Genomic DNA, 17,647 nt, shown 5'->3' with positions numbered 1-17,647 from the left:
CGACCTGTTAGCCTTGCTGCCGGCCCGCCCGGTGTAAGCCGGGTGGGACCGAAGCCGGTTCGCCGGTGGGGGGCTGTGGCGCAGACTGGTAGCGCACCTCGTTCGCATCGAGGGGGTCAGGGGTTCAAATCCCCTCAGCTCCACCCCACGTCAAGACCGTTTCCGCGAGTCGGAAACGGTCTTTTCCGGTTTCGCACCCCTGAAGTGCGACAGTCGAAGTCGCCTCTAGCTAGCGTTCCGCCCGCTGGAGATTTGCATGGTTGCCCGAGGGCTGACGACAGCAAGACGGGGGTGATCCTCCGCCTTTGGAACAGTTAGCTGAACCGCTCGGTCGTCACGGGTATCAGACCGTGCTGTCGCAGCACTGTCGTCAGGTCGGACAGGGTCGAACCCACCGCGCCGTCGGCGGCGGCGACCAGCAGGACTGTCACGTCGAGAGCCCAGGCCCGGGTGTGGGCGACCCGCCGTAGCTCCCAGTCGAACCGGTCGCCGCCCTTCTCCAGGTGACCGCTCGCGGCCGATGCGCCCGTGGCGTCAACCGGCGTACGCCAGCTCGCCCGGAGGCTCGTCACCTGGTCCGGACGGAGATCCTTGGCGAAGAGGACCCGGTAGACGCGCCGCTCGTGCCAGCCGGCCGGCGGCTGTGCCGGGCCGAGCCGCAGCGGCGCGGCGGTCGGAATCGGCTGGTGGACGAGGAAGTACGAGCGCAGCTCCGTGTCGTCGGGCAGTTGCCCGCCACCGAGCCTGCGGTAGTGACCCTCGGCCTCGACGCGAGACGTGGGGACCACCCGCGCCGACGTGTCCGGGTCGGTGCGGATGCTCCGGCTGAGGGCGGCGGAACTCCACCAGCCGGCGGTCGGCGTCCAGCCCGCGCTGTCCAGGCCCGTGCTGACGTGGTCGTGCTCCCGGGTGAACTCCTCGACGACGAGCCCCGCGACCCCGCTGGGCGGGTCAGGGTCGTCGGGTCGAGGCAGGACCAGGTAGTAGTCCAGCGAGGACGGTGACCGGTGCGCCGTGGTGACCGCCGGACTAGGCGCGGTGTGCACGGGGTTGGCAGCCATCTGTGCCATCTTTCGTCGTGCTTCCGTCGTGGGCCCGGCCACCGTAGCGCCTGGCGGCCGGGTCGTGCCGGCCGCCAGGCGGGACGGATCAGGACCGGGTGAGCCTGACGGTCGAGGTGTCGGTCACGAAGACGTACTCGTCGTACGGGATGTCGTAGGCGATGGCCCGGGTGATGGCCTCGGCGAGCCCCTTGCCGAACGGGGTGGTGCCGGTCGGGACGGCCGCGGCCGTCCACGGGATCTGGCTGCCCGGGGTGCAGGTCACCTGGGTGGAGAAGTTGCCCCGAACCAGCACCTTCCGAACGATCTGCGTGACCGTGCCGTCCACGGACACCGAGATGGGCTGACTGCAGGTCACCGTGCCGTGCAGGACGGCGTTGCCGTTCACCCGGTGGGCGATGCCGTCGGTCGCCACGGCGAGAGCGAGTTGCAGCCGCTCAGGCGGTGGCGGGTTGGCGATGTGCACCTCGCCGCGAGCACCCGCCGTCGCGCCGTTGCAGTACTGCTCGAAGGTGGCGTCCAGGGTCTGTACGTAGCCGTTGGAGCCGAACACCGCGTTGTTGATCGTGAAGATGCCGGTCGCGTCGTCGCAGCCCCGCCCGTTGCCGGACAGGTCGAGGCCGGGTCCGGCCCCGTTGTACGGGTATCGGCTCGTTGTCTCGTAGGTGCCCGGCACCAGCGCCGCGCTGCCGGGCGCGTCGAAGGTGAGGGACCACTGGTCGCCGTTGTAACCGCTGATGCTGACCGTCACGCGGCTGTTGTCGAGCGGACTGTCCGCCGTGAGTTGGTCGTTGTCGTCGGTGGAGTACGAGTAGGAGGCCCCGCCGGTGATGTAGTCACCGGGGTCGCCGTCGAAGGAGACCGAACCGGACTCCACGATCTGCGCCTGTGCGGGCGTGGTAAGGGCCAACCCACCCGACACACAAACGATCGACAGGGCGGCTGTGAGTGCCGCCCTACGCCAGGATCCCTGCATCCCCGTTCCTCTCTGAGGCGAGACAGCCGCACGGGCGGTTGCCCGGCGGTTACTGTCAGCTCATTACGGCACGGATTGATGGTCATAATCGGCCGGTGCGACAAGCCGAACAAAGAGGAGCGTCCGCCACCAGTCGCCGCGTACGCCCCGAATCCGGCGGGCGGTGCCCGGATGGCAGCGGCGACGCCGTATCCCCTGGCCGAGGCGTGTCAGGACCATGAGATTCGGTACGCGCTGGCGGGCCGGTCGTTCCCCCAGCTCAACAGTGGGCACCGTAGGTCCGCGTGATTCCGCTGCTGTCATCTCGCCGACACCCCGCAACCGGACGGTCCACCCGCGGGTGACACCAGTAGTAATCGGCGCTCGGGTTCACCCGGGCTTACACGGGGAGTAAAGATGACTCACACCGCTCGACGGACGCTGGCCGGCGTCACCGCCGCCGGCCTGCTGACCGCCTCTCTCGGCGTCGCTGTCTCCGCACCGGCGACCGCCGCGCCCAGGGCCGCCGCCCTCGGCACCTGCAAGATCAGCACGCTGCCGTACCCGACCGACACCTACCGTGCCGATGCGAACGTCATCGACCCGACGGGCCGCTTCGTCGCCGGCTCGGCCCTACGGAAAGAGGGCACCGACAACCAGTACCTGCTGCTGTTCTGGGACCGGAATCGGCTCACCGAGGTCGAGGCGCCGAGCATGGCGACCCCTGCCGACGTCAACGCCGACGGCGTCGTGATCGGCAACGGCTGGGGCAACAGCAGCCAGCCGTGGCGGTACCGCGACGGCCGGGTCGAGCAACTGCCGGTGGTGCCGTCCGGCACGGGCATCTACGTCACCGCCATCAATACGGCCGGCGACATCGTCGGCCTCGGCAATGACATCGACACCGGGGAGTACTTCGCGGTGCGCTGGCCGGCCGCTCGGCCGGGCACGGTCGAGGTGCTCGACGCCCCGGCCAATGCCCAGCCGCGAGGGATCACCGCCAACGGGACCATCGTCGGTACCGCCGGTGACTTCGGGTACTGGACCAGTTGGGTCCGCCGGCCGAACGGCCGGTACGACGCACTCACGGTCCCCGGCGCGCAGATGTCCTACGTCAGCGAAGCGGCCGGTCACTGGGCGATCGGCCATGTCGACCTGCCGGACAGCATCTGGGTCCCGGTGCGTTGGAACCTCCGGGACGGCTCGTACACGACGCTCGACCCGCAGTGGCCGTCGTTGGAGGACGTCAACGCCAAGGGCGTCGTGGTGGGCGCTGACCGGGTCGTGCGCGGCGCGACCTCCCGGGTGCTGCCGGGCGCCAGCGACGGGGTGGGCATCGGTGCGCGCTCCATCTCGGACACGGGCACCATCGTCGGGTTCCGCAACGGGGAGCGAGTCACCCCGGTGCGCTGGACGGGCTGCTGACACCACGGACAACTGACAGTGTGGGCGGGCACCCGTACGGGTGCCCGCCCACACTGCACGCGCGGCCGCCCCGCGCCTGGGTTACGAGTTCCGGCCGGTGGTCCCGATCGTGTTGGTCTTGGTGTCGTCGTCCTGGTTGGTGCTCACGACGGCCGCTACGATGCCGCCCGCGCAGCAGAGCAGGGTGAGCACGGCCGTGGTGATCGCGACGACCACGGCGGTTCTCTTGGAGGCGTGTGTCCGTGCCGTCGCCGGTGCGACGAGCGGATAGCCCGGCAGACCGGTCATCGGGAAACCCTGACCGGTGCCGGGGTGCCCAGCGCCGGCCGCCGGATACGCGGCACCCGAGAACGGCGGCTGCGGTGTTGCTGGAACGGGGCGGTCCGGTGGTTCCAGGTTCGACTGCTGACGGTGGTGCGGCCCGACGGTGGGCTGGGGGTGGGTCACCGTACTCCTTGACGCCTCGGTACGTGCGGTTCGCGAACTCCACCGACGCTACCGTGCGGGGCCGATGGCCCTCGGCGGTCAGCGCAGGGGGAGCACCGCGGCGGTGCGGACCAACCCGTCGACGACCACGAAACGGCCGCTGATCGACGCCGGCGGATCGTCGACCCCCGCCTCGTCCAGCCGGGCCGGTGCGATCCGGGCGGTGAACGTGCCCGCGTCGGGATCGATGTCCAGTCGGGCGTCCTGGAAATCCAACCAGCTCCCGACGACCGGATGCGAGACCTTGTAGACCGTCTCCTTGGCACTGATCAGCACGATCGGCCAGAAGGTGCCGCCGGCCAGACCGGCGCGCGGTCGGCGGCGGCCGGCACGGCGATCGGTGGCAGGCCGAGCTCGGTCAGCGCCCGACGGGCGCAGACCCGCCCGGCGGTGAAGTCCCTCCGGTGGTCGGCACGGCCTGGTCGCTGAGGCACGCCTGCTCGGCGGCGAGCAGCTCGCCGACCCGGTCGGCCGGCCCGGCGACGGCCACCGCGACCGTCGGCGGCAACAGGTCACGCATCGCGCTGGCTTACCCGTCGGTAGGAATGGAGTATCGGGTCAAGCGTCAAATTTCCGACTCCCACAACCGGAGAAGGTACCGCAAGGATGTAACACCGGAGGGCCGCGTGCCGCCCTCTCTGATGGCTCCGGGGGGACCACCATCGAACCTTGGCCGGGCACCGCTGCTGGCCAGTCCCGTGGACATTGGAAGGACGTGCGATGACCGATGGTGCCGAACGGGCGGGGGTGCGGGCCGAAGACCACGCCCCGAAGACCCCCTGCTGGAGCTGCGGCTCCTGCGGTGACGAGTGGCCGTGCGCGACCAAACGCAGCCGTTTGTTGGCCGAGTACGGCAGTGATCGGGCAATGCTCAGCGTCTATCTGGGCTCCTGCCTCGCCGCGGCCACGGAGGACCTGCGCACCGCCCCGGTGATGTCGCTTCAGGACCGCTTCATCGGCTGGCTGCCCCGCCGACCTCGACGCGGCTGACCGCTGGTGGCCCCGCCGTCGGGCGGGGCCACCAGCGGGGCCGGACGCCTCAGCGGCGCCGCGGCCGCCGGGTTATCGCGTGCCCGCCTTGGTGTTCGGCACCAGCGGCGCGGCCAGCTCGCCGTCGTCGGTCGAGGCGCCCCGGTCGGCGATGGTGCCGACCAGCAGGTCCACGTCGATCGGCGCGCCCAGGTCAGGTTGGGCAGGTCGGTGCCCGATCGGCCGGAGAAGGCCGTGCCGCCGAGCCCGGGGAAGCCGGCGCCGCCGGGTCAGCCATAGAACACCAGCACCTGGTCGGCCACACAAGCCGGCTTCGCCGAGCCCTCGATTTCCGCCCTGACCTGCACGATCACCCGGGCGCCATCGCCCATCCGGCGGACGCCGATCAGCTTGGCGGTGGCCCGCAGCCGGGATCCGACCGGCACCGGCTCGCGAAACCGGACTCGGTCGAAGCCGACGTTGACCACGTGACTGACCCCGGCCACCTGCACCATCTCGCCGAGGAAGGCGGTGCACAGCGACAGGGTCAGCGCCCCGTGCAGGATCGTGCCACCGTAAGGGCCCTCGTCGCGGGCCCGTACCGGATCGGTGTGGATCCACTGGTGGTCGCCGGTCACCTCGGCGAACTCGTCGACCTGTTTCTGGTCGATCTGGTGCCACTCGGTCGTACCGATCTGCTCGCCGTCGTGGCCGAGCAGATCGTCGATGCTGTCGAAATATCCCATCCCCCGTGCACCTCTCCACAGTAGTTATCCGTGTTCCGCGACCGGGCCGACCGCAGCGGTGGCCTGATCGCGCGCGCCCCGGTCGCGGCGCCGGCGATCAGGAGCGGTCCGCTGCGGCAAGATCGCCGCAGCGGTGGCGGAATCGGAGGAATGGCGAGCGGCGCCGACGACGTACCCACGATCAACCCCCCGATGGCTGTCACTGCCGACCATGCTGCCGGGCGAATGTGCCTGGGCGTAGCCCGGTAAGACTTTTTCCGCGATCACAACTGCATTGACGTACGTGGATACAAGATGATCTAGTCTGTTTGCTCAGCTAGGCCCAGCCGTCGGGCCGACGCCACCCGATCGCCGCACCGACCGGGTGGCGTCGGCGAGGCTGTCGCCGGCCCCGACGAGAACGTGGAGAAGATAGTCGTCAACGCTGGCTCCGATCCCGTAACCGGCGATTTCCAACATCACCCAACCGTGCATCATCGCCCAGACCCGGACGGTCAGATCCCAGTGCGGGCCGGCCCGGAACCGGCCCGCCTCGATGCTTCGGCGGACGTGCACGTCGGCGGCGCCGAGGGTGAGCGAATCGAGTTCGAGATCGCGAGGCTTCAGGCCGAAGTGGGCTTGCGCGACGCCGCCCAGCATGACGGCGTACAGATGGGGGTCGGCCAGTGCGCTGTCTCGGTACACCCGGGCGAGGCGGGCCAGATCGGTGACCGGATCGTCGGTCGGTCGGACCGCCGCCAGCCGCTCGGCGAGCCGGTCGAGCCCCATCTGCACGATCGCCTCGACCAGGTCGGGGACACCCCCGAAATGGGTGTAGATGGCCATCGTGGAGGTGCCGACCTCGGCCGCCAGCCGGCGCGCCGAGAGCGCGGCCGGGCCGTCCGAGCTGAGCAGGCGGCACCCGACGGTCAACAGCGCCTCCCGGACCTCGGCGGCGGCCGCCGGTGCGCCCCGCCTGCGGGCCGGCGTCGTCCGGCGGGCCGGCGTCACCGGCCACTCCGGGCGGTTGCCGGCGACCGGCCGGCCCGCAGGTCCACGACGGTGGCGATCTGTGAGGCGATCGACCGGGCCCAGGCCCGGTAGCCGATCTGCGACGGGTGGAAGCCGTCGGAGGCGAAGAAGTCGGCCAGCGGCACGAGCAGGTCATCGGCCGGCAGGCGGTAGACGTCGGGGTCGCGCCGGGCCAGCAACCGCAGGCGCCGGTTGTACCGCTCGGCCAGCAGGCCCAGCGACCGCCGCAGCGGCGCCGGCAGCCCGATGAACTGCCGGACCGGTGGGAGCTGGATGAACAGGATCGGCACCGAGCGGTCGAGCCGGTGGCGGATCCGGTCGATCAGGGCGAGCAAGTCACGCTCCCAGAGCCGCGGCGGGAGCAGCCGGGTCACGTCGTTGACCCCGATGGAAACGATCACCAGGTCGGGGCGCCACTGCGTGCACGGGTCGCTGAGGTGCCGCAGGAAGTAGGTGTCGAGGGTGCGCGCGCGGGCCCCGGTACGCCCCAGTGCCCGCCAGCAGACGCCCCGGCCGGTCAGCCCGGCCACCGCGGTGGCGAGCTGACCGGCCAGGGCGCTGTCCAGGTGGTCGGCTCCGACGCCGGTGACGGCCGAGTCGCCGACGATCACCATCCGGATGACGGGTCCGTCGCCGGGGGCTTCGCCGAGGTGGTCGCCGGCGGCGTCGGGCAGTCGGGGCATCTCCCGCAGGAAACGGGGCAACCACCGGTTCACCGCCATGCCGACCACCTCGTTCGCCGTCCAAATAACACCGTTATGACATAGCCGACCTTAACAGCCGGGGTCGGACCGAGGCAACGGAAGACCCCTCGCCCGGGTCCGGTGCCGCGAACCCGTGCCGGAAGGCGTACACCACGACCTGAGTGCGGTCCCGCAGCCCGAACTTGGTGGCGATGTGGTGGATATGTGAGCGCACCGTGGTCGCCGAGATGGAGAGCCTGCGCGCGATCTCCGGGTTGGCGACGCCGTCGCACAGCAGGGCGATCACTTCGAGCTCCCGGCGGCTCAGGCTGGCGGCCACCGGCCTTCGGCACGGCCCGGGCCGGTCGATCCGGACCCCTTCGAGCAGGTAGCGGGTGAGTGGCGGGGACAGGAACGCCTCGCCGGCGGCGACCGCGCGGATCGCCATCGCGATGTGGCCGACCGGGCCGTCCCGGTGGACCACCGCCCGCACTCCGTGGTGGATCGCCTGCAGGGCGCTCGCGTGCTCGGCGCCGGAGCACAGGGCGACGATGTGCGGCTCGGCGGTGCCGTCGCCCGGGCCGTCCGGCCGGTCGTCGAGCGTGCGTTCCATCAGGTCGATCACGATCACCTCGGGCGCGCGCGGGTGCACAGTGGTCACCACGCTGTCGTCGGCGAGGATGATGTCCGGCTCGTTACGCAGGGCCGCGGCGACGCCGGCGCGGACTATGGACGGGAGTTCTCTCAGCTGGACCTTGATGACTGCGGAGTTCAACATTCCCCCATGAAGAGTCGACGCGTCGTCCGGGAAAGCGGGCCCGCCTTCCCTGAACCCGGCACCGGGAATCAGCCGCGCCACCCGGCCCGGTGGTAGCTGATGTCCGTACCGGCGGTGTCACGCCGGTCGCCGACGGAATTGACGCTACCGGGATCACATCGGACCGGAATGCGTCAGGAATCCCATCTCGGTGCCCAGCATGTCCTGTCGGATCATCGGCGTCAAGCTATATCTCGGCGGCGTTACCTCTTATTAACAAAGCACTCGATAATTACAAATTACGGTGTTATATCCTTTTTTGTCGACATGCCAAGTCAAGGAGCGTTATTCAGAAAGTCTCCAGCCCCAGGTCCGATGGATTTCCAGGCCCGTTACGGTGTGTAGCACTTCCGGGAAGTCTTCCAGGCGTCCGTGCCAGCCGATTGCGGGTGCTGTTGCAGGTGCGTTGAACGTCGGTGAGGTCCCGGCCGCGGGGTTTGCGCCTGCCGGTGAGCGCGGCGGTACCCAGCTAGCCGAGGCGGCGAGCTGCCAGGTCCATTCGGTCGCAGGTGTGTGGCCCACCGCTCGGCGGTGCCTGACCCGGTCAGGGCCTTGCTGTCCTGACGGGCGCCAGGGCACGGGAGCCCGGTGTCGACCAGACGGCCGCCCAGGTCGGCTTCCGCTCGAACGTTGAACTCGCTCGTCGGCCGCTCGCCGGAGCACATCCCGGTCACGCCGGTGCGTTCTCCGGTAGGGGAAGGAATCCGTCGGCCCAGGACCGCCGGGCGTTTCGCCTGCGCGTGCCAGCTCGGCGGTGGCCCGGCCGAGCACCGGTCGCAGCCGCCTGATGACCCGTGAGACGGTGGCCGGTGAACCCAGCAGAGCGAACATCGTGGTCACCAGTTCAGCGACTTGATCAATGCGAAGTCCGTCATGGTCTGACAGCGCGGCGGCTGGCCTTCGATGATCTCCTTGGTCCGCGACCTTGGTGATCCACAGCGAGGCGGGCGCCGTTACTCGTAGTGACACCATGAGGTCAGCCACAGTGGACCGCCGGAGCCTTCTGAATGACGATCAAGGTTTGGGTGCGCCTGCGTTGAGCCGGCCATCGCAGATTTGGACAGAACGCGTACCCCGTTTTCATTGTGTGTGGAAGACGCCGCCCTCCCGGCCCAATTAGCGTGCTCCCCGTCCTCCGGTGCTGCCGGACGAATTCACGGGATATCGGATCCCGCCGAATGCGAGGAGTTGCCTCATGACCGTCGACGGCGCGATCGGAATCGACGAGGAACGCACACAGATGATCCGGGAGATCGTCTCCGAGGTCCTCGAGGTCGAACTCGACGAGATGACCGAAACCAGCCTCTTCAAGGAGGACCACGGCGCCGACTCGCTGCGGGCCATCGAGCTGCTGGCCGCGCTGGAGCGGGCCTTCGACGTGACGATCGACCAGGCCGAGCTGGCGCGGATGGTGAACCTGGCCGGCGTCTACGCGACGCTGCAGTCCAGCGCCGGCTGGAAAGCCTGACAGGACCGGGCATGGGCGACGTCACTGATCCGCGTCATCGGGTGGTCATCACCGGTCTGGGTGTCGTCACCAGCATCGGCGTCGGCGTGCAGGCCTTTCTCGAGGGTCTGCTCGGCGGCCACAGCCGGGTACGTCCCATCTCCGCCTTCGACACCGAGGGCTACGCGTACGCCAATGGTTGCGAGATCGCCGACTTTGATCCGGGGCAATGGATCGAGCGGACCCCGGTCGACGAGCTCGGCCGGGCCACCCAGTTCTCGGTGGCCGCCGCTGGTATGGCGGTCCGTGACGCGCACCTGAGTCTGGACGACATCCGGGGCCGGCGGACCCTGGTCTCCGTGGGCACCACCGACGGCGAGTCCCGCGACCTCGACCAGCTGGTCGGCCAGGAAGTCGAGGGCGGGCCGATGGCGATGGCGCCGGGGGTGGCGAGCCGGATCGGTGCCACCCGGCTGTCCACCGGCATCGCCCAGGAACTCGAACTGACCGATGTGGAAGCCGTGACCATCCCGACCGCCTGCGCCGCGGGCAACTACGCCCTCGGCTACGGATTCGACGCGGTGCGGGCCGGCGACGTCGAGATCGCCCTGTGTGGCGGAGCGGACGCGTTGTGCCGCAAGACCTTCACCGGCTTCTACCGGCTGGGCACCATCGCCCCCGAGGTGTGCCAGCCGTTCGACCGCGACCGCAAGGGGATCCTCACCGGCGAGGGTGCCGGCATCCTGACCCTGGAGAGCCTCACCTCCGCCCGCGCCCGCGGCGCCCGGATCTACGCCGAGGTGCTCGGGTACGGGCTGAACTGCGACGCCTCGCACCCGGTTGCCCCCGACCGGGACAGCATCGCCGAGTGCATGCGACTGGCCCACCGCAACGCGGGCGTCAAGCCGCACGAGATCGACTTCATCTCGGCCCACGGCACCGGTACCAAGGCCAACGACGTGACCGAGTCGGCCGCGATCCGTCAGGTGTTCGGTGCGGACGCGCCCCGCGCCATTTCGATCAAGGCGATGATCGGGCACACGATGGGCGCGGCGAGCGCGCTGTCGGCGGCGGCCTGCGCCCTGGCCCTGACCAACGACTTCATCCCGCCGACCATCAACCACCGCACCAGCGATCCCGATTGTGACCTGGACTGCGTACCCAACGAGGCGGTGCCGGCCCGGCTCAACGTCGTACAGAACAACGGCCTGGCTTTCGGCGGCAACAACGCCGTGCTGATCCTCGGCCGCGCTCCCGAGCAGTCCGCGGAGCTGATGTCGTGAGCTGGGACATCGTCGGCGCCGGGGTGCGCTCCAACATCGGCGCCGGCCTGGGCGACTCGTTCGCCGCGCTGTGTGCGGGGCGCACCGCGCTGGCCGGTCTGCGGGCCTTCGATCTCGACCGGTTCCACACCCACCACGCGTACGAGGTGGACGACCGCAAGGAGCCCGGTGTGGACGAGCCGCTGCGGGCCACCCGGTGGCTGGTGCACGCGATCGGGGCGGCCCTGGCCGACGCCGGCCTGGGCGACCAGCCGTTGACCGCGCCGGTGCTGGTCGGCACCACTCTGCGCGAGCTGCGGACCGCCGAGCTGTGGTGGTACGGGGAGGCCGATCTGAGCCCGGACGATCTGCACTTCGGGCCGGCCCTGCGCCGCGCCTTCGGCGCCCGGGAGACCTACACCGTCGCCAACGCCTGTGCCGCCTCGCTGTACGCCCTGGGGATGGGCGCCGACCTGATCGAGCTCGGCCTCACCGACCGGGTCGTGGTGGCCGGCGTCGACGCCATCACCGAGAGCGCGTTCGGGCTGCTGGACCGGGTCCACGCCGAACCGCCGGCGGCGTTGCTTCCGTTCCACCGGGCACGCCGCGGCATGTTGATGGGCGAGGGCGCGGTCGCCGTCGTGTTGCAGCGCGCGGGGCTACCGGCGGCGAAACGGTACGGTCGGGTCCGTTCGGTTGCGCTCAACTGCGACGCCCGGCACCCCACCGCGCCGGACCGGGCCAACATCGCCGGGGTGATGCGCGAGGCGCACACCCGGGCCGCGGTCGAGGCCGGCGACATCGACCTGGTCATGCTGCACGGCAGCGGCACCCCGCTGAACGACGAGGCCGAGGCCGGCGCCGTCCGGGAGGTTTTCGATCCGCCCCGGGCGAACCCGGCGATGACCGCCATCAAATCGGTCACCGGGCACACCGCCGGCGGCTCGGGGCTGCTCAGCATGCTGATGGCGACCGAGTCGATGCGCCGCGGGGTGGTGCCGCCCGTCCTCGGGCTCACCGATCCGACGCCGGCGGCCGCCGGCTTCCGCCTCGTCCGGGACCGGCCGTGGCACGGCCCGGTTCGCGTGGCCCAGGTCAACGCCTTCGGTTTCGGCGGCGTCAACGCGGTCTCGGTGATCGAGGCGGTGGCGTCGTGAGCGCCGGGACGGCCACGCTGATCAGCGGTGTCGGGCTGGCCGTGGCCGGCGTCCGGCAACCGGCCGATCTGCTCGCCTTGGCCGGGCCCGCCGCCATCGCTCCACCGGACTGGCTGACCGGGCGCGGTCTGCGGTACAAGGACCGTGCCACCCGGCTGGCGCTGCTCGCCGCCGGGGAGGCGCTGCGCGACGCCGGGCTGGCCGACACCGAGCCGCCGGCTTCCGGCCGGGACCGGACCGCCGTGGTGGTCAGCACCGACCTGGGCAACCTCGACAGCGTCTGCACGGTCGCCGGCACCATCGCCAAGGAGGGCGTGGACGGCACCAGCCCGATGGACCTACCCAACACGTCCAGCAATGTCACCGCGTCGTGGCTGGCCATCCAGCACCACCTGCGCGGGCCGAACATCACGCTGTGCAACGGCATTGCCGGTGGCCTCGACGCGGTGAGCTGGGGCCGGCTACTGATCCGGGCCGGCCGGGCCGAGCGGGTCCTGGTCGTCGGCTGCGAACCCGACAACACGGTGGTCCAGCGGCTGCTGGGCGGGCCGCCCGGCTCCCGGTTCGACGGCGCGGCCGCGCTGGTCCTGGAGGCCGAGGGATCGGCCGCCGCCCGCGGCACGGTGAACCGGGGCGAGGTGGCCGGGTACGCCCGCCGGGCCGATCTCGCCGGCGCGATCGGCGTCGTCTGCCCGCCCGGCACCGATCCGGCCCTGGTGCTGGGCCGGCCCGGCGAGGCCGGGGAGGGTCCAGCCGTGATCGATCTCGCGGCCGCGCTCGGCCGTTGTTCCGGCGCGCTCGGCGTGCTGCAGGCGGTCGCCGCGATTGGCTGGTTCGACTCCGGGCGCACCGGTCCGGTGCTGGCCACGGCGGCTGACGCGGACTCGGCCGGTGCCCTGCTGCTGACCGGGCGTAGGTGAGCGTGGTGCCCAGCCCGAGCAGTGTGACGGTTCGGCCGGCACCGGGTTTCCCGGCGCCGCGCGGCGGAGCCGGCCGGGTGCTGTTGCTGCCGGGACTGGCCGGTGGCGCCCGGATCTGGCAGCCGCTGGCCGCCCGGTTGCGCGGGACCTGTGATGTCTACGAGGCGGCTTTGCCGTGGAACAGCGGCGGCGACCCTGACTGGGCGCTGAGCGGCGATCCGGTGGCGGCCCTCGGCGCGGCGATCGACGGCGTCGGCGGCCGGTGCGAGGTCGTCGTCGCGCACTCGTACGCGGCGACGCTCGCGCTGCACCACCTGGCCCGTCGGCCGGCCGGCCCGCCGCCGGCACTGATGCTGATCTCGCCGTTCTACCGAGCGCACCCGACCGACTTCGAGTGGTCGGACATCACCTACTACCTCAACGACTTCCACCGCATCCTCGAGGCCGGGCTGACCGTCCGCTCCGGCGGCCGGGTCAGCGGCGAGCTGCTGCACGACCTCGGTGCGCGCCTGCGGGAGGTGATCGGCCCGTACGGCTGGATGCGGTTCTTCGACGCCTACCTGCAAACCGCATCGCTGGACCTGAGCGCCTGGCCCGGCCCGGTGGTCGTGGTCGCTGGCGCGGACGATTTCGCGGCCCGACCGTCCGACGCCGAGGCGCTGAGCCGCCACCTGCCGCACGCCGTCCTACACGTCCTGGCGGACTGCGGACATTTCCCGATGGCCGAGCGGCCCGACGAGGTCGCCGCCCTGCTGCTCGCCCACTGCTTGCCGACCCGAGATCAGGAGCTTCGATGACCACCACCCTGCCCGCCACCGCAGACCTGTTGTCCAGCACCGAGACCCTGGTACGCCCGCGCTACGAGGGCTCGAACATCTGCTCCTGGATCGGTTTCAAGCACGTCAACTACCTGGTCGAGGAGGCTGTGCTCGACTACTTCCGGCAGAGCGGCCTGCCGTCGCGGAAGCTCTACGAGCAGCACGCCCTCGGCCTGGACCTGGTGGTGCTCAACACCCGGATCGCGCACGCCTTCCACCTCGACGACCTGGCCCGGGCCACGGTGACCTTCAAGGACGTCAGCGGCGGCGAGCTGGTCCTGGCGGTCACGATCGAGGTCGACCGCGAGTCCGGCCCGGTGCGGGCGGTCACCTCGACGGTCCGGGTCCAGCTGCGGGTCGCCGCCGGGAGCGGGCCGGCCAGTCCGCCGCCGTCCGCGGTTTCGGATCTGGTCACCGACCACATCACCCGCGACGCCGGCCCGGTCGACGCCCGGCGGGCGCTGCCGCTGACGGTGGCCGAACTGGCGGCCGAGGGCAACGCGGTGGTCTGGCGCAGCCGGATCCCCTACTTCTACTGCCATTTCACCGAGCGGCTGCAGATGTCGGGTTACCTGCGCCTGATGGAGGAGGCGGTGGACGTCTTCCTGGCCGAGCGCGGCGCCTCGATCAAGACCCTGCTGGACGAGCAGAACTGGATCCCGGTGGTCCCGCACTCCAACGTGACCATCCTCGACGAGGCACTGATGGAGGAGACGATCTACACCCTGTTCACCGTCGAGCAGGTGTTCAAGCGGGCCACCTACACCGCCCGGCTGGACTGGTTCGTCGAGCGCGACGGCCGGCTGGTGCGCACCGCCACCGGCCAGATCACCCACGGGTACGCGGTCATCCTGGACCGTAGCGACTGGACCCTGGTCGACTTCGACGACCGGCTCTACCACGCGGTCAGCCGGCCGTCCGGCCGGCGGGTGCTGAGCGGTGACGACCTTGCGTAGTGTCGTGGTCACCGGGATCGGCGCCGTCTCCTGCCTCGGCGCGGACGTTCCGGCGTTCTGGCGGGGTCTGCTGGCGGCGCGCTCGGCACCGTCCGCGATCGGTGACCCGCTGGCCCACATGCCGTACCCGCTGGTCTACCAGGTCGACAACCGGGGCGTGCCGGCCGGGCCGCAGGCGGTGGCCGACGTGCCGCTCGGCCGGGCGGCCCGGTTCGCCGTCGCCGCCGGCCGGGCCGCGGTCGCCGACGCCGGGCTCACCGAACCCGAGACCCGGGCGGCCGCCCTGGTCTTCGGCTCCGAGATGGGCAATTCCGATGTGGACGAGAGCCGGCGGGCCGACGGTGCCTCCGATCCCAGGTCGCGCTGGCACTCGGCCGCGGTGACCGCGGCGGCGGTCAGCACGACGCTCGGCCTGGCCGGAGCGAGCACCAGCATCAGCAACGCATGCGCGGCCAGCGGCTACGCCATGGTGGTGGCGCTGGACATGATCCGCAGCGGCGAGCACGACACGGTGCTGGTCGGCGGGGCCGAGGGCCGGTCGCGGGTGGCCCTGGGCGCCTTCAACCGGCTGGGCGCGGTCGACCCCGACCGGTGCCGGCCGTTCGACCGGCACCGCCGCGGCACGATCTTCGGCGAGGGAGCGGCGATGCTGGTCCTGCAGGACGCCGCGACCGCGCGCCGGCACGGCCGGACGCCGTATGCCGAAGTCGCCGGTGGCGCCTGGAGCTGCGACGGCTACCACGCCACGGCGCCCGAGCCGACCGCCCGGCAGCTGCTGCGGGCGATGGGCGAGACCCTCGGTGAGAGCGGGCTCGGCGCCGGCCAGATTGGCTGCGTGATCCCGCACGGCACCGGCACCCGGCACAACGACGTCATGGAGAGCCGCGCCCTGTGCGAGTTCTTCGGCACGTACCGCCCACCGCTGCTCAGCCTCAAGTCGTCGCTCGGGCACACGGCCGGCGCGGCGATGGCGTTCGCCTGCGTGGCCGCCGCCCTGGTGCTGCGGCACGGCCTGATCCCGCCGAGCCCGCGCCTGGGTGAGCAGGATCCGGAGTGCGACGTGTGGATCCCGCAGGACGAGCCGGTGCCGATCGGCCCGGCGGCGATCCTGCTCAACGCGCTCGCCTTCGGCGGCAACAACGTCTCCCTGCTGATAAAGGGGCTCGGGACGTGAGGACGGTCCAGGTGTGGGGCATCGGCTCGGTCGCGCTGCGGACCGAGGGTGGCGGGGAGCCGGCCGACTTCGACATCACCCGCTCGTTCAGCGGCCGCGGCTACCGCCGGCTGCCCGCCGCCTGCCAGTACCTGCTGGCCGCCGCGCAGCGGGCGGTCGATGACTCGGGCGAGCTGATCGGATCGGTTCCGCCGGAGCGACGCGGGGCCTTCGTGGGCACGAACAACGCCGGCAGCCGCCTGCTCGCCGAGATGGACGAGGCGATCATCGGCGGCAGCTCGGATGACATCAGCCCGATGCTCGCCCCGTTCTTCTCGCTCAGCCTGTTCGCCGGCCGGCTGTCCATCGAGTACGCCCTGCGCGGCGGAAACCTGACGATCACCTCGCCGCGGACCGCCGGGCTGGAGGCCGCCGCGGTGTGCCTGCGCTCGATCGCGGCCGGTCGAGCCGACCTGGCCGTGCTGGGTGCGATGGAGGACAGCCCGCCGCCCGGCGAACCCGGTCACCGCGACGGCGACGTGGGCGCGGTGGCGCTGATCTGCGCCCGGCCCCATCCAGGCGGGCCGGACCTCAACCCGTACGGAAGCTTCGAGGTCGCCACCGGTCACCTCTCGCCGGACCAGCCGGTCGAGCCGGTCCTCGACCGGGTGTGGTCCCGGCTCGGCCAGCCGGAGCTGGCGGTGAGCGTGTTCGCCGACGACACCGCGACCGGTGCGGCGGTGCTGACCTGGCTGGTCCGGCGTCGGCACCGGGTGACGCTCTACCCGCCCGGCCCGGGTTGTCTCACACCGTTGCACCACCTGACCGAGTCGTTTCGCCGGCCGGGCGCGGACCTGGTCGTCGTCGCCGCCGCCGCCGAGGGCAACGTCGCCTTCGCGCGCTCGCGGGTGGCCGTCCGGACCCCGGCACGAAGGCATGAAGGAAGCAGGTGAGATCACGATGCTTGTCCCGCTGCGCGGGTCCTGGGCGCTGATCCTCGGCGTCTCCAGCGGCATGGGCCGGGCCACGGCCCGGGCGCTGGCGGCCGAGGGGGTGAACGTCCTGGGCGTCTACTTCGACCGCGACGAAGGGGAGAAGATGGCCGAGGAACTGGCCGGCGAGCTGCGCGAGCAGGGCGTCGAGGCGCACTTCTTCAACCGCAACGCCGCCTCGTCCAGCACCCGCGAGGAGGTGACCGAGACGGCCGCCCGGCTCACCGGCCCGGCCGGTCTGCGGATCACCCTGCACTCGCTGGCGTTCGGCACCCTGTTGCCGTACCTCGGCGAACCCGGGGCCGAGACGGTGGCGCCGCGCCAGATGGCGATGACTGTCGATGTCATGGCGCACAGTCTGGTCTATTGGACGCAGGCCTTGCACAGCGCCCGCCTGCTCCGGCCGGGCGCCAAGATCTACGCCCTGACCAGCTCGGGCACCTCCCGGATCATGCCGTCCTACGGCGCCGTCTCGGCGGCCAAGTGCGCGCTGGAGTCGCACGTGCGCCAGCTTGCGGTCGAGCTGGCCCCGGCCGGCGTCGCGATCAACGCGCTGCGGGCCGGCATCACCATGACGCCCGCCCTCGAGCTCATCCCGGGCGGCCCGGCCCTGGCCGAGCTCGCGCGCACCCGCAACCCGCACCGACGCATCACCGTGCCCGAGGACGTCGGCGAGGCGGTGCTCGGACTGTCGCTGTCGGACTCCTCCTGGCTGACCGGCAACGTGATCGGAGTCGACGGTGGCGAACTCGTCTCAATCTGACGACCCGCTCTACCCGAGAGGAGCAC

At 71.2% G+C, this 17,647-nt stretch carries 18 protein-coding genes, 1 tRNA gene and 2 pseudogenes; 12 read left to right on the top strand and 9 right to left on the bottom strand.

The genetic code is table 11. The features are described from left to right. The first annotated feature begins 69 nt into the window (after positions 1-69). Positions 70-143 (top strand) — tRNA-Ala (locus tag AB0O48_RS03125). Between the two features lie 171 nt (positions 144-314). On the opposite strand, the gene AB0O48_RS03120 is transcribed toward AB0O48_RS03125, so the two are convergent. Together AB0O48_RS03120 and AB0O48_RS03115 are read right to left on the bottom strand one after the other, a co-directional pair. Then, the gene (locus tag AB0O48_RS03120) at positions 315-1,061 is read right to left on the bottom strand and encodes a hypothetical protein (protein WP_365062562.1); all 747 of its coding nucleotides are present in this window, start codon (positions 1,059-1,061) and stop codon (positions 315-317) included. Positions 1,062-1,149: 88 nt separating this feature from the next. Beyond that, positions 1,150-1,938: a hypothetical protein gene (locus AB0O48_RS03115; protein WP_365062560.1), complete on the bottom strand. Its 789-nt coding sequence runs from the start codon at positions 1,936-1,938 to the stop codon at positions 1,150-1,152. Positions 1,939-2,433: 495 nt separating this feature from the next. On the opposite strand from AB0O48_RS03115, the gene AB0O48_RS03110 reads away from it, so the two are divergent. Next, a complete protein-coding gene (locus tag AB0O48_RS03110; RefSeq protein WP_365062557.1) occupies positions 2,434-3,441 on the top strand; it encodes a hypothetical protein in 1,008 nt (335 codons plus the stop codon). 81 nt (positions 3,442-3,522) lie between these two features. On the opposite strand, the gene AB0O48_RS03105 is transcribed toward AB0O48_RS03110, so the two are convergent. Both AB0O48_RS03105 and AB0O48_RS03100 read right to left on the bottom strand, forming a co-directional pair. Continuing rightward, positions 3,523-3,888, bottom strand: a complete 366-nt coding sequence (locus AB0O48_RS03105) for a hypothetical protein (protein ID WP_365062555.1) — start codon at positions 3,886-3,888, stop codon at positions 3,523-3,525. A 78-nt stretch (positions 3,889-3,966) separates the two neighbouring features. Then, positions 3,967-4,447, bottom strand: a pseudogene (locus tag AB0O48_RS03100) (4-phosphopantetheinyl transferase). A gap of 200 nt (positions 4,448-4,647) precedes the next feature. On the opposite strand from AB0O48_RS03100, the gene AB0O48_RS03095 reads away from it, so the two are divergent. Then, positions 4,648-4,917, top strand: coding sequence for a hypothetical protein (locus AB0O48_RS03095; protein WP_357241244.1), 270 nt, complete (start codon positions 4,648-4,650; stop codon positions 4,915-4,917). A gap of 78 nt (positions 4,918-4,995) precedes the next feature. Here the strand turns inward: AB0O48_RS03095 and AB0O48_RS03090 are convergent. The 5 genes and pseudogenes from AB0O48_RS03090 to AB0O48_RS03070 form a co-directional block, all read right to left on the bottom strand. Further along, a pseudogene (locus AB0O48_RS03090) lies at positions 4,996-5,124 on the bottom strand (peptidase); the annotation flags it as partial. A gap of 62 nt (positions 5,125-5,186) precedes the next feature. Beyond that, on the bottom strand, positions 5,187-5,642 hold the full coding sequence (locus tag AB0O48_RS03085) for a MaoC family dehydratase (protein ID WP_357241247.1): 456 nt from the start codon (positions 5,640-5,642) through the stop codon (positions 5,187-5,189). A gap of 312 nt (positions 5,643-5,954) precedes the next feature. Next, a complete protein-coding gene (locus tag AB0O48_RS03080; protein ID WP_357572732.1) occupies positions 5,955-6,632 on the bottom strand; it encodes a TetR-like C-terminal domain-containing protein in 678 nt (225 codons plus the stop codon). Then, positions 6,629-7,375: an SGNH/GDSL hydrolase family protein gene (locus AB0O48_RS03075; RefSeq protein ID WP_357241256.1), complete on the bottom strand. Its 747-nt coding sequence runs from the start codon at positions 7,373-7,375 to the stop codon at positions 6,629-6,631. The genes AB0O48_RS03080 and AB0O48_RS03075 overlap by 4 nt, the downstream gene beginning before the upstream one ends. A 34-nt stretch (positions 7,376-7,409) precedes the next feature. Next, positions 7,410-8,114 carry a response regulator transcription factor gene (locus AB0O48_RS03070; protein WP_357241259.1) on the bottom strand — a complete coding sequence of 235 codons (705 nt, stop codon included), beginning with the start codon at positions 8,112-8,114 and terminating at the stop codon, positions 7,410-7,412. Positions 8,115-9,348: 1,234 nt separating this feature from the next. Here AB0O48_RS03070 and AB0O48_RS03065 point away from each other — a divergent pair. The 9 genes from AB0O48_RS03065 to AB0O48_RS03025 are packed head-to-tail and all read left to right on the top strand — an operon-like array spanning position 9,349 to position 17,621. Beyond that, entirely contained in the window at positions 9,349-9,621 is a 273-nt protein-coding gene (locus AB0O48_RS03065) for an acyl carrier protein (RefSeq protein ID WP_357241262.1), read from the top strand. Positions 9,622-9,632: 11 nt separating this feature from the next. Beyond that, a complete protein-coding gene (locus AB0O48_RS03060; protein WP_357241265.1) occupies positions 9,633-10,883 on the top strand; it encodes a beta-ketoacyl-[acyl-carrier-protein] synthase family protein in 1,251 nt (416 codons plus the stop codon). Further along, positions 10,880-12,019 (top strand): beta-ketoacyl synthase N-terminal-like domain-containing protein, encoded by a 1,140-nt coding sequence (locus tag AB0O48_RS03055; RefSeq protein WP_357572730.1) that lies wholly within the window; start codon positions 10,880-10,882, stop codon positions 12,017-12,019. Before AB0O48_RS03060 ends, AB0O48_RS03055 begins: the two co-directional genes overlap by 4 nt. Beyond that, positions 12,016-12,939 carry a beta-ketoacyl synthase N-terminal-like domain-containing protein gene (locus AB0O48_RS03050; protein ID WP_357572729.1) on the top strand — a complete coding sequence of 308 codons (924 nt, stop codon included), beginning with the start codon at positions 12,016-12,018 and terminating at the stop codon, positions 12,937-12,939. Before AB0O48_RS03055 ends, AB0O48_RS03050 begins: the two co-directional genes overlap by 4 nt. A 5-nt stretch (positions 12,940-12,944) precedes the next feature. Further along, entirely contained in the window at positions 12,945-13,736 is a 792-nt protein-coding gene (locus AB0O48_RS03045) for an alpha/beta hydrolase (protein WP_357572728.1), read from the top strand. Continuing rightward, complete coding sequence (locus AB0O48_RS03040) at positions 13,733-14,713, top strand: thioesterase (RefSeq protein WP_357241277.1); 981 nt, start codon at positions 13,733-13,735, stop codon at positions 14,711-14,713. The genes AB0O48_RS03045 and AB0O48_RS03040 overlap by 4 nt, the downstream gene beginning before the upstream one ends. Beyond that, the gene (locus tag AB0O48_RS03035; RefSeq protein WP_357241280.1) at positions 14,697-15,887 is read left to right on the top strand and encodes a beta-ketoacyl synthase N-terminal-like domain-containing protein; all 1,191 of its coding nucleotides are present in this window, start codon (positions 14,697-14,699) and stop codon (positions 15,885-15,887) included. Before AB0O48_RS03040 ends, AB0O48_RS03035 begins: the two co-directional genes overlap by 17 nt. Beyond that, on the top strand, positions 15,884-16,819 hold the full coding sequence (locus tag AB0O48_RS03030) for a beta-ketoacyl synthase N-terminal-like domain-containing protein (RefSeq protein ID WP_357241283.1): 936 nt from the start codon (positions 15,884-15,886) through the stop codon (positions 16,817-16,819). Before AB0O48_RS03035 ends, AB0O48_RS03030 begins: the two co-directional genes overlap by 4 nt. Continuing rightward, on the top strand, positions 16,803-17,621 hold the full coding sequence (locus AB0O48_RS03025; protein WP_357572727.1) for an SDR family oxidoreductase: 819 nt from the start codon (positions 16,803-16,805) through the stop codon (positions 17,619-17,621). Before AB0O48_RS03030 ends, AB0O48_RS03025 begins: the two co-directional genes overlap by 17 nt. Positions 17,622-17,647 lie beyond the last annotated feature (26 nt).

Origin of the sequence: Micromonospora sp. NPDC085948 (assembly GCF_040686315.1) — a bacterium.
Lineage (GTDB): Bacteria > Actinomycetota > Actinomycetes > Mycobacteriales > Micromonosporaceae > Micromonospora.
The sequence above is the reverse complement of the archived record's forward strand: the minus strand, read 5'-3'. Positions and strand labels throughout refer to the sequence as shown.

Bases quoted from the DNA above. Each gene is read 5' to 3' on its own strand.
- AB0O48_RS03120 (WP_365062562.1), bottom strand. From the start codon at position 1,061: ATGGCTGCCAACCCCGTGCACACCGCGCCTAGTCCGGCGGTCACCACG.
- AB0O48_RS03065 (WP_357241262.1), top strand. From the start codon at position 9,349: ATGACCGTCGACGGCGCGATCGGAATCGACGAGGAACGCACACAGATG.
- AB0O48_RS03040 (WP_357241277.1), top strand. From the start codon at position 13,733: ATGACCACCACCCTGCCCGCCACCGCAGACCTGTTGTCCAGCACCGAG.
- AB0O48_RS03060 (WP_357241265.1), top strand. From the start codon at position 9,633: ATGGGCGACGTCACTGATCCGCGTCATCGGGTGGTCATCACCGGTCTG.
- AB0O48_RS03110 (WP_365062557.1), top strand. From the start codon at position 2,434: ATGACTCACACCGCTCGACGGACGCTGGCCGGCGTCACCGCCGCCGGC.
- AB0O48_RS03085 (WP_357241247.1), bottom strand. From the start codon at position 5,642: ATGGGATATTTCGACAGCATCGACGATCTGCTCGGCCACGACGGCGAG.
- AB0O48_RS03025 (WP_357572727.1), top strand. From the start codon at position 16,803: ATGAAGGAAGCAGGTGAGATCACGATGCTTGTCCCGCTGCGCGGGTCC.
- AB0O48_RS03070 (WP_357241259.1), bottom strand. From the start codon at position 8,114: ATGTTGAACTCCGCAGTCATCAAGGTCCAGCTGAGAGAACTCCCGTCC.
- AB0O48_RS03095 (WP_357241244.1), top strand. From the start codon at position 4,648: ATGACCGATGGTGCCGAACGGGCGGGGGTGCGGGCCGAAGACCACGCC.
- AB0O48_RS03075 (WP_357241256.1), bottom strand. From the start codon at position 7,375: ATGGCGGTGAACCGGTGGTTGCCCCGTTTCCTGCGGGAGATGCCCCGA.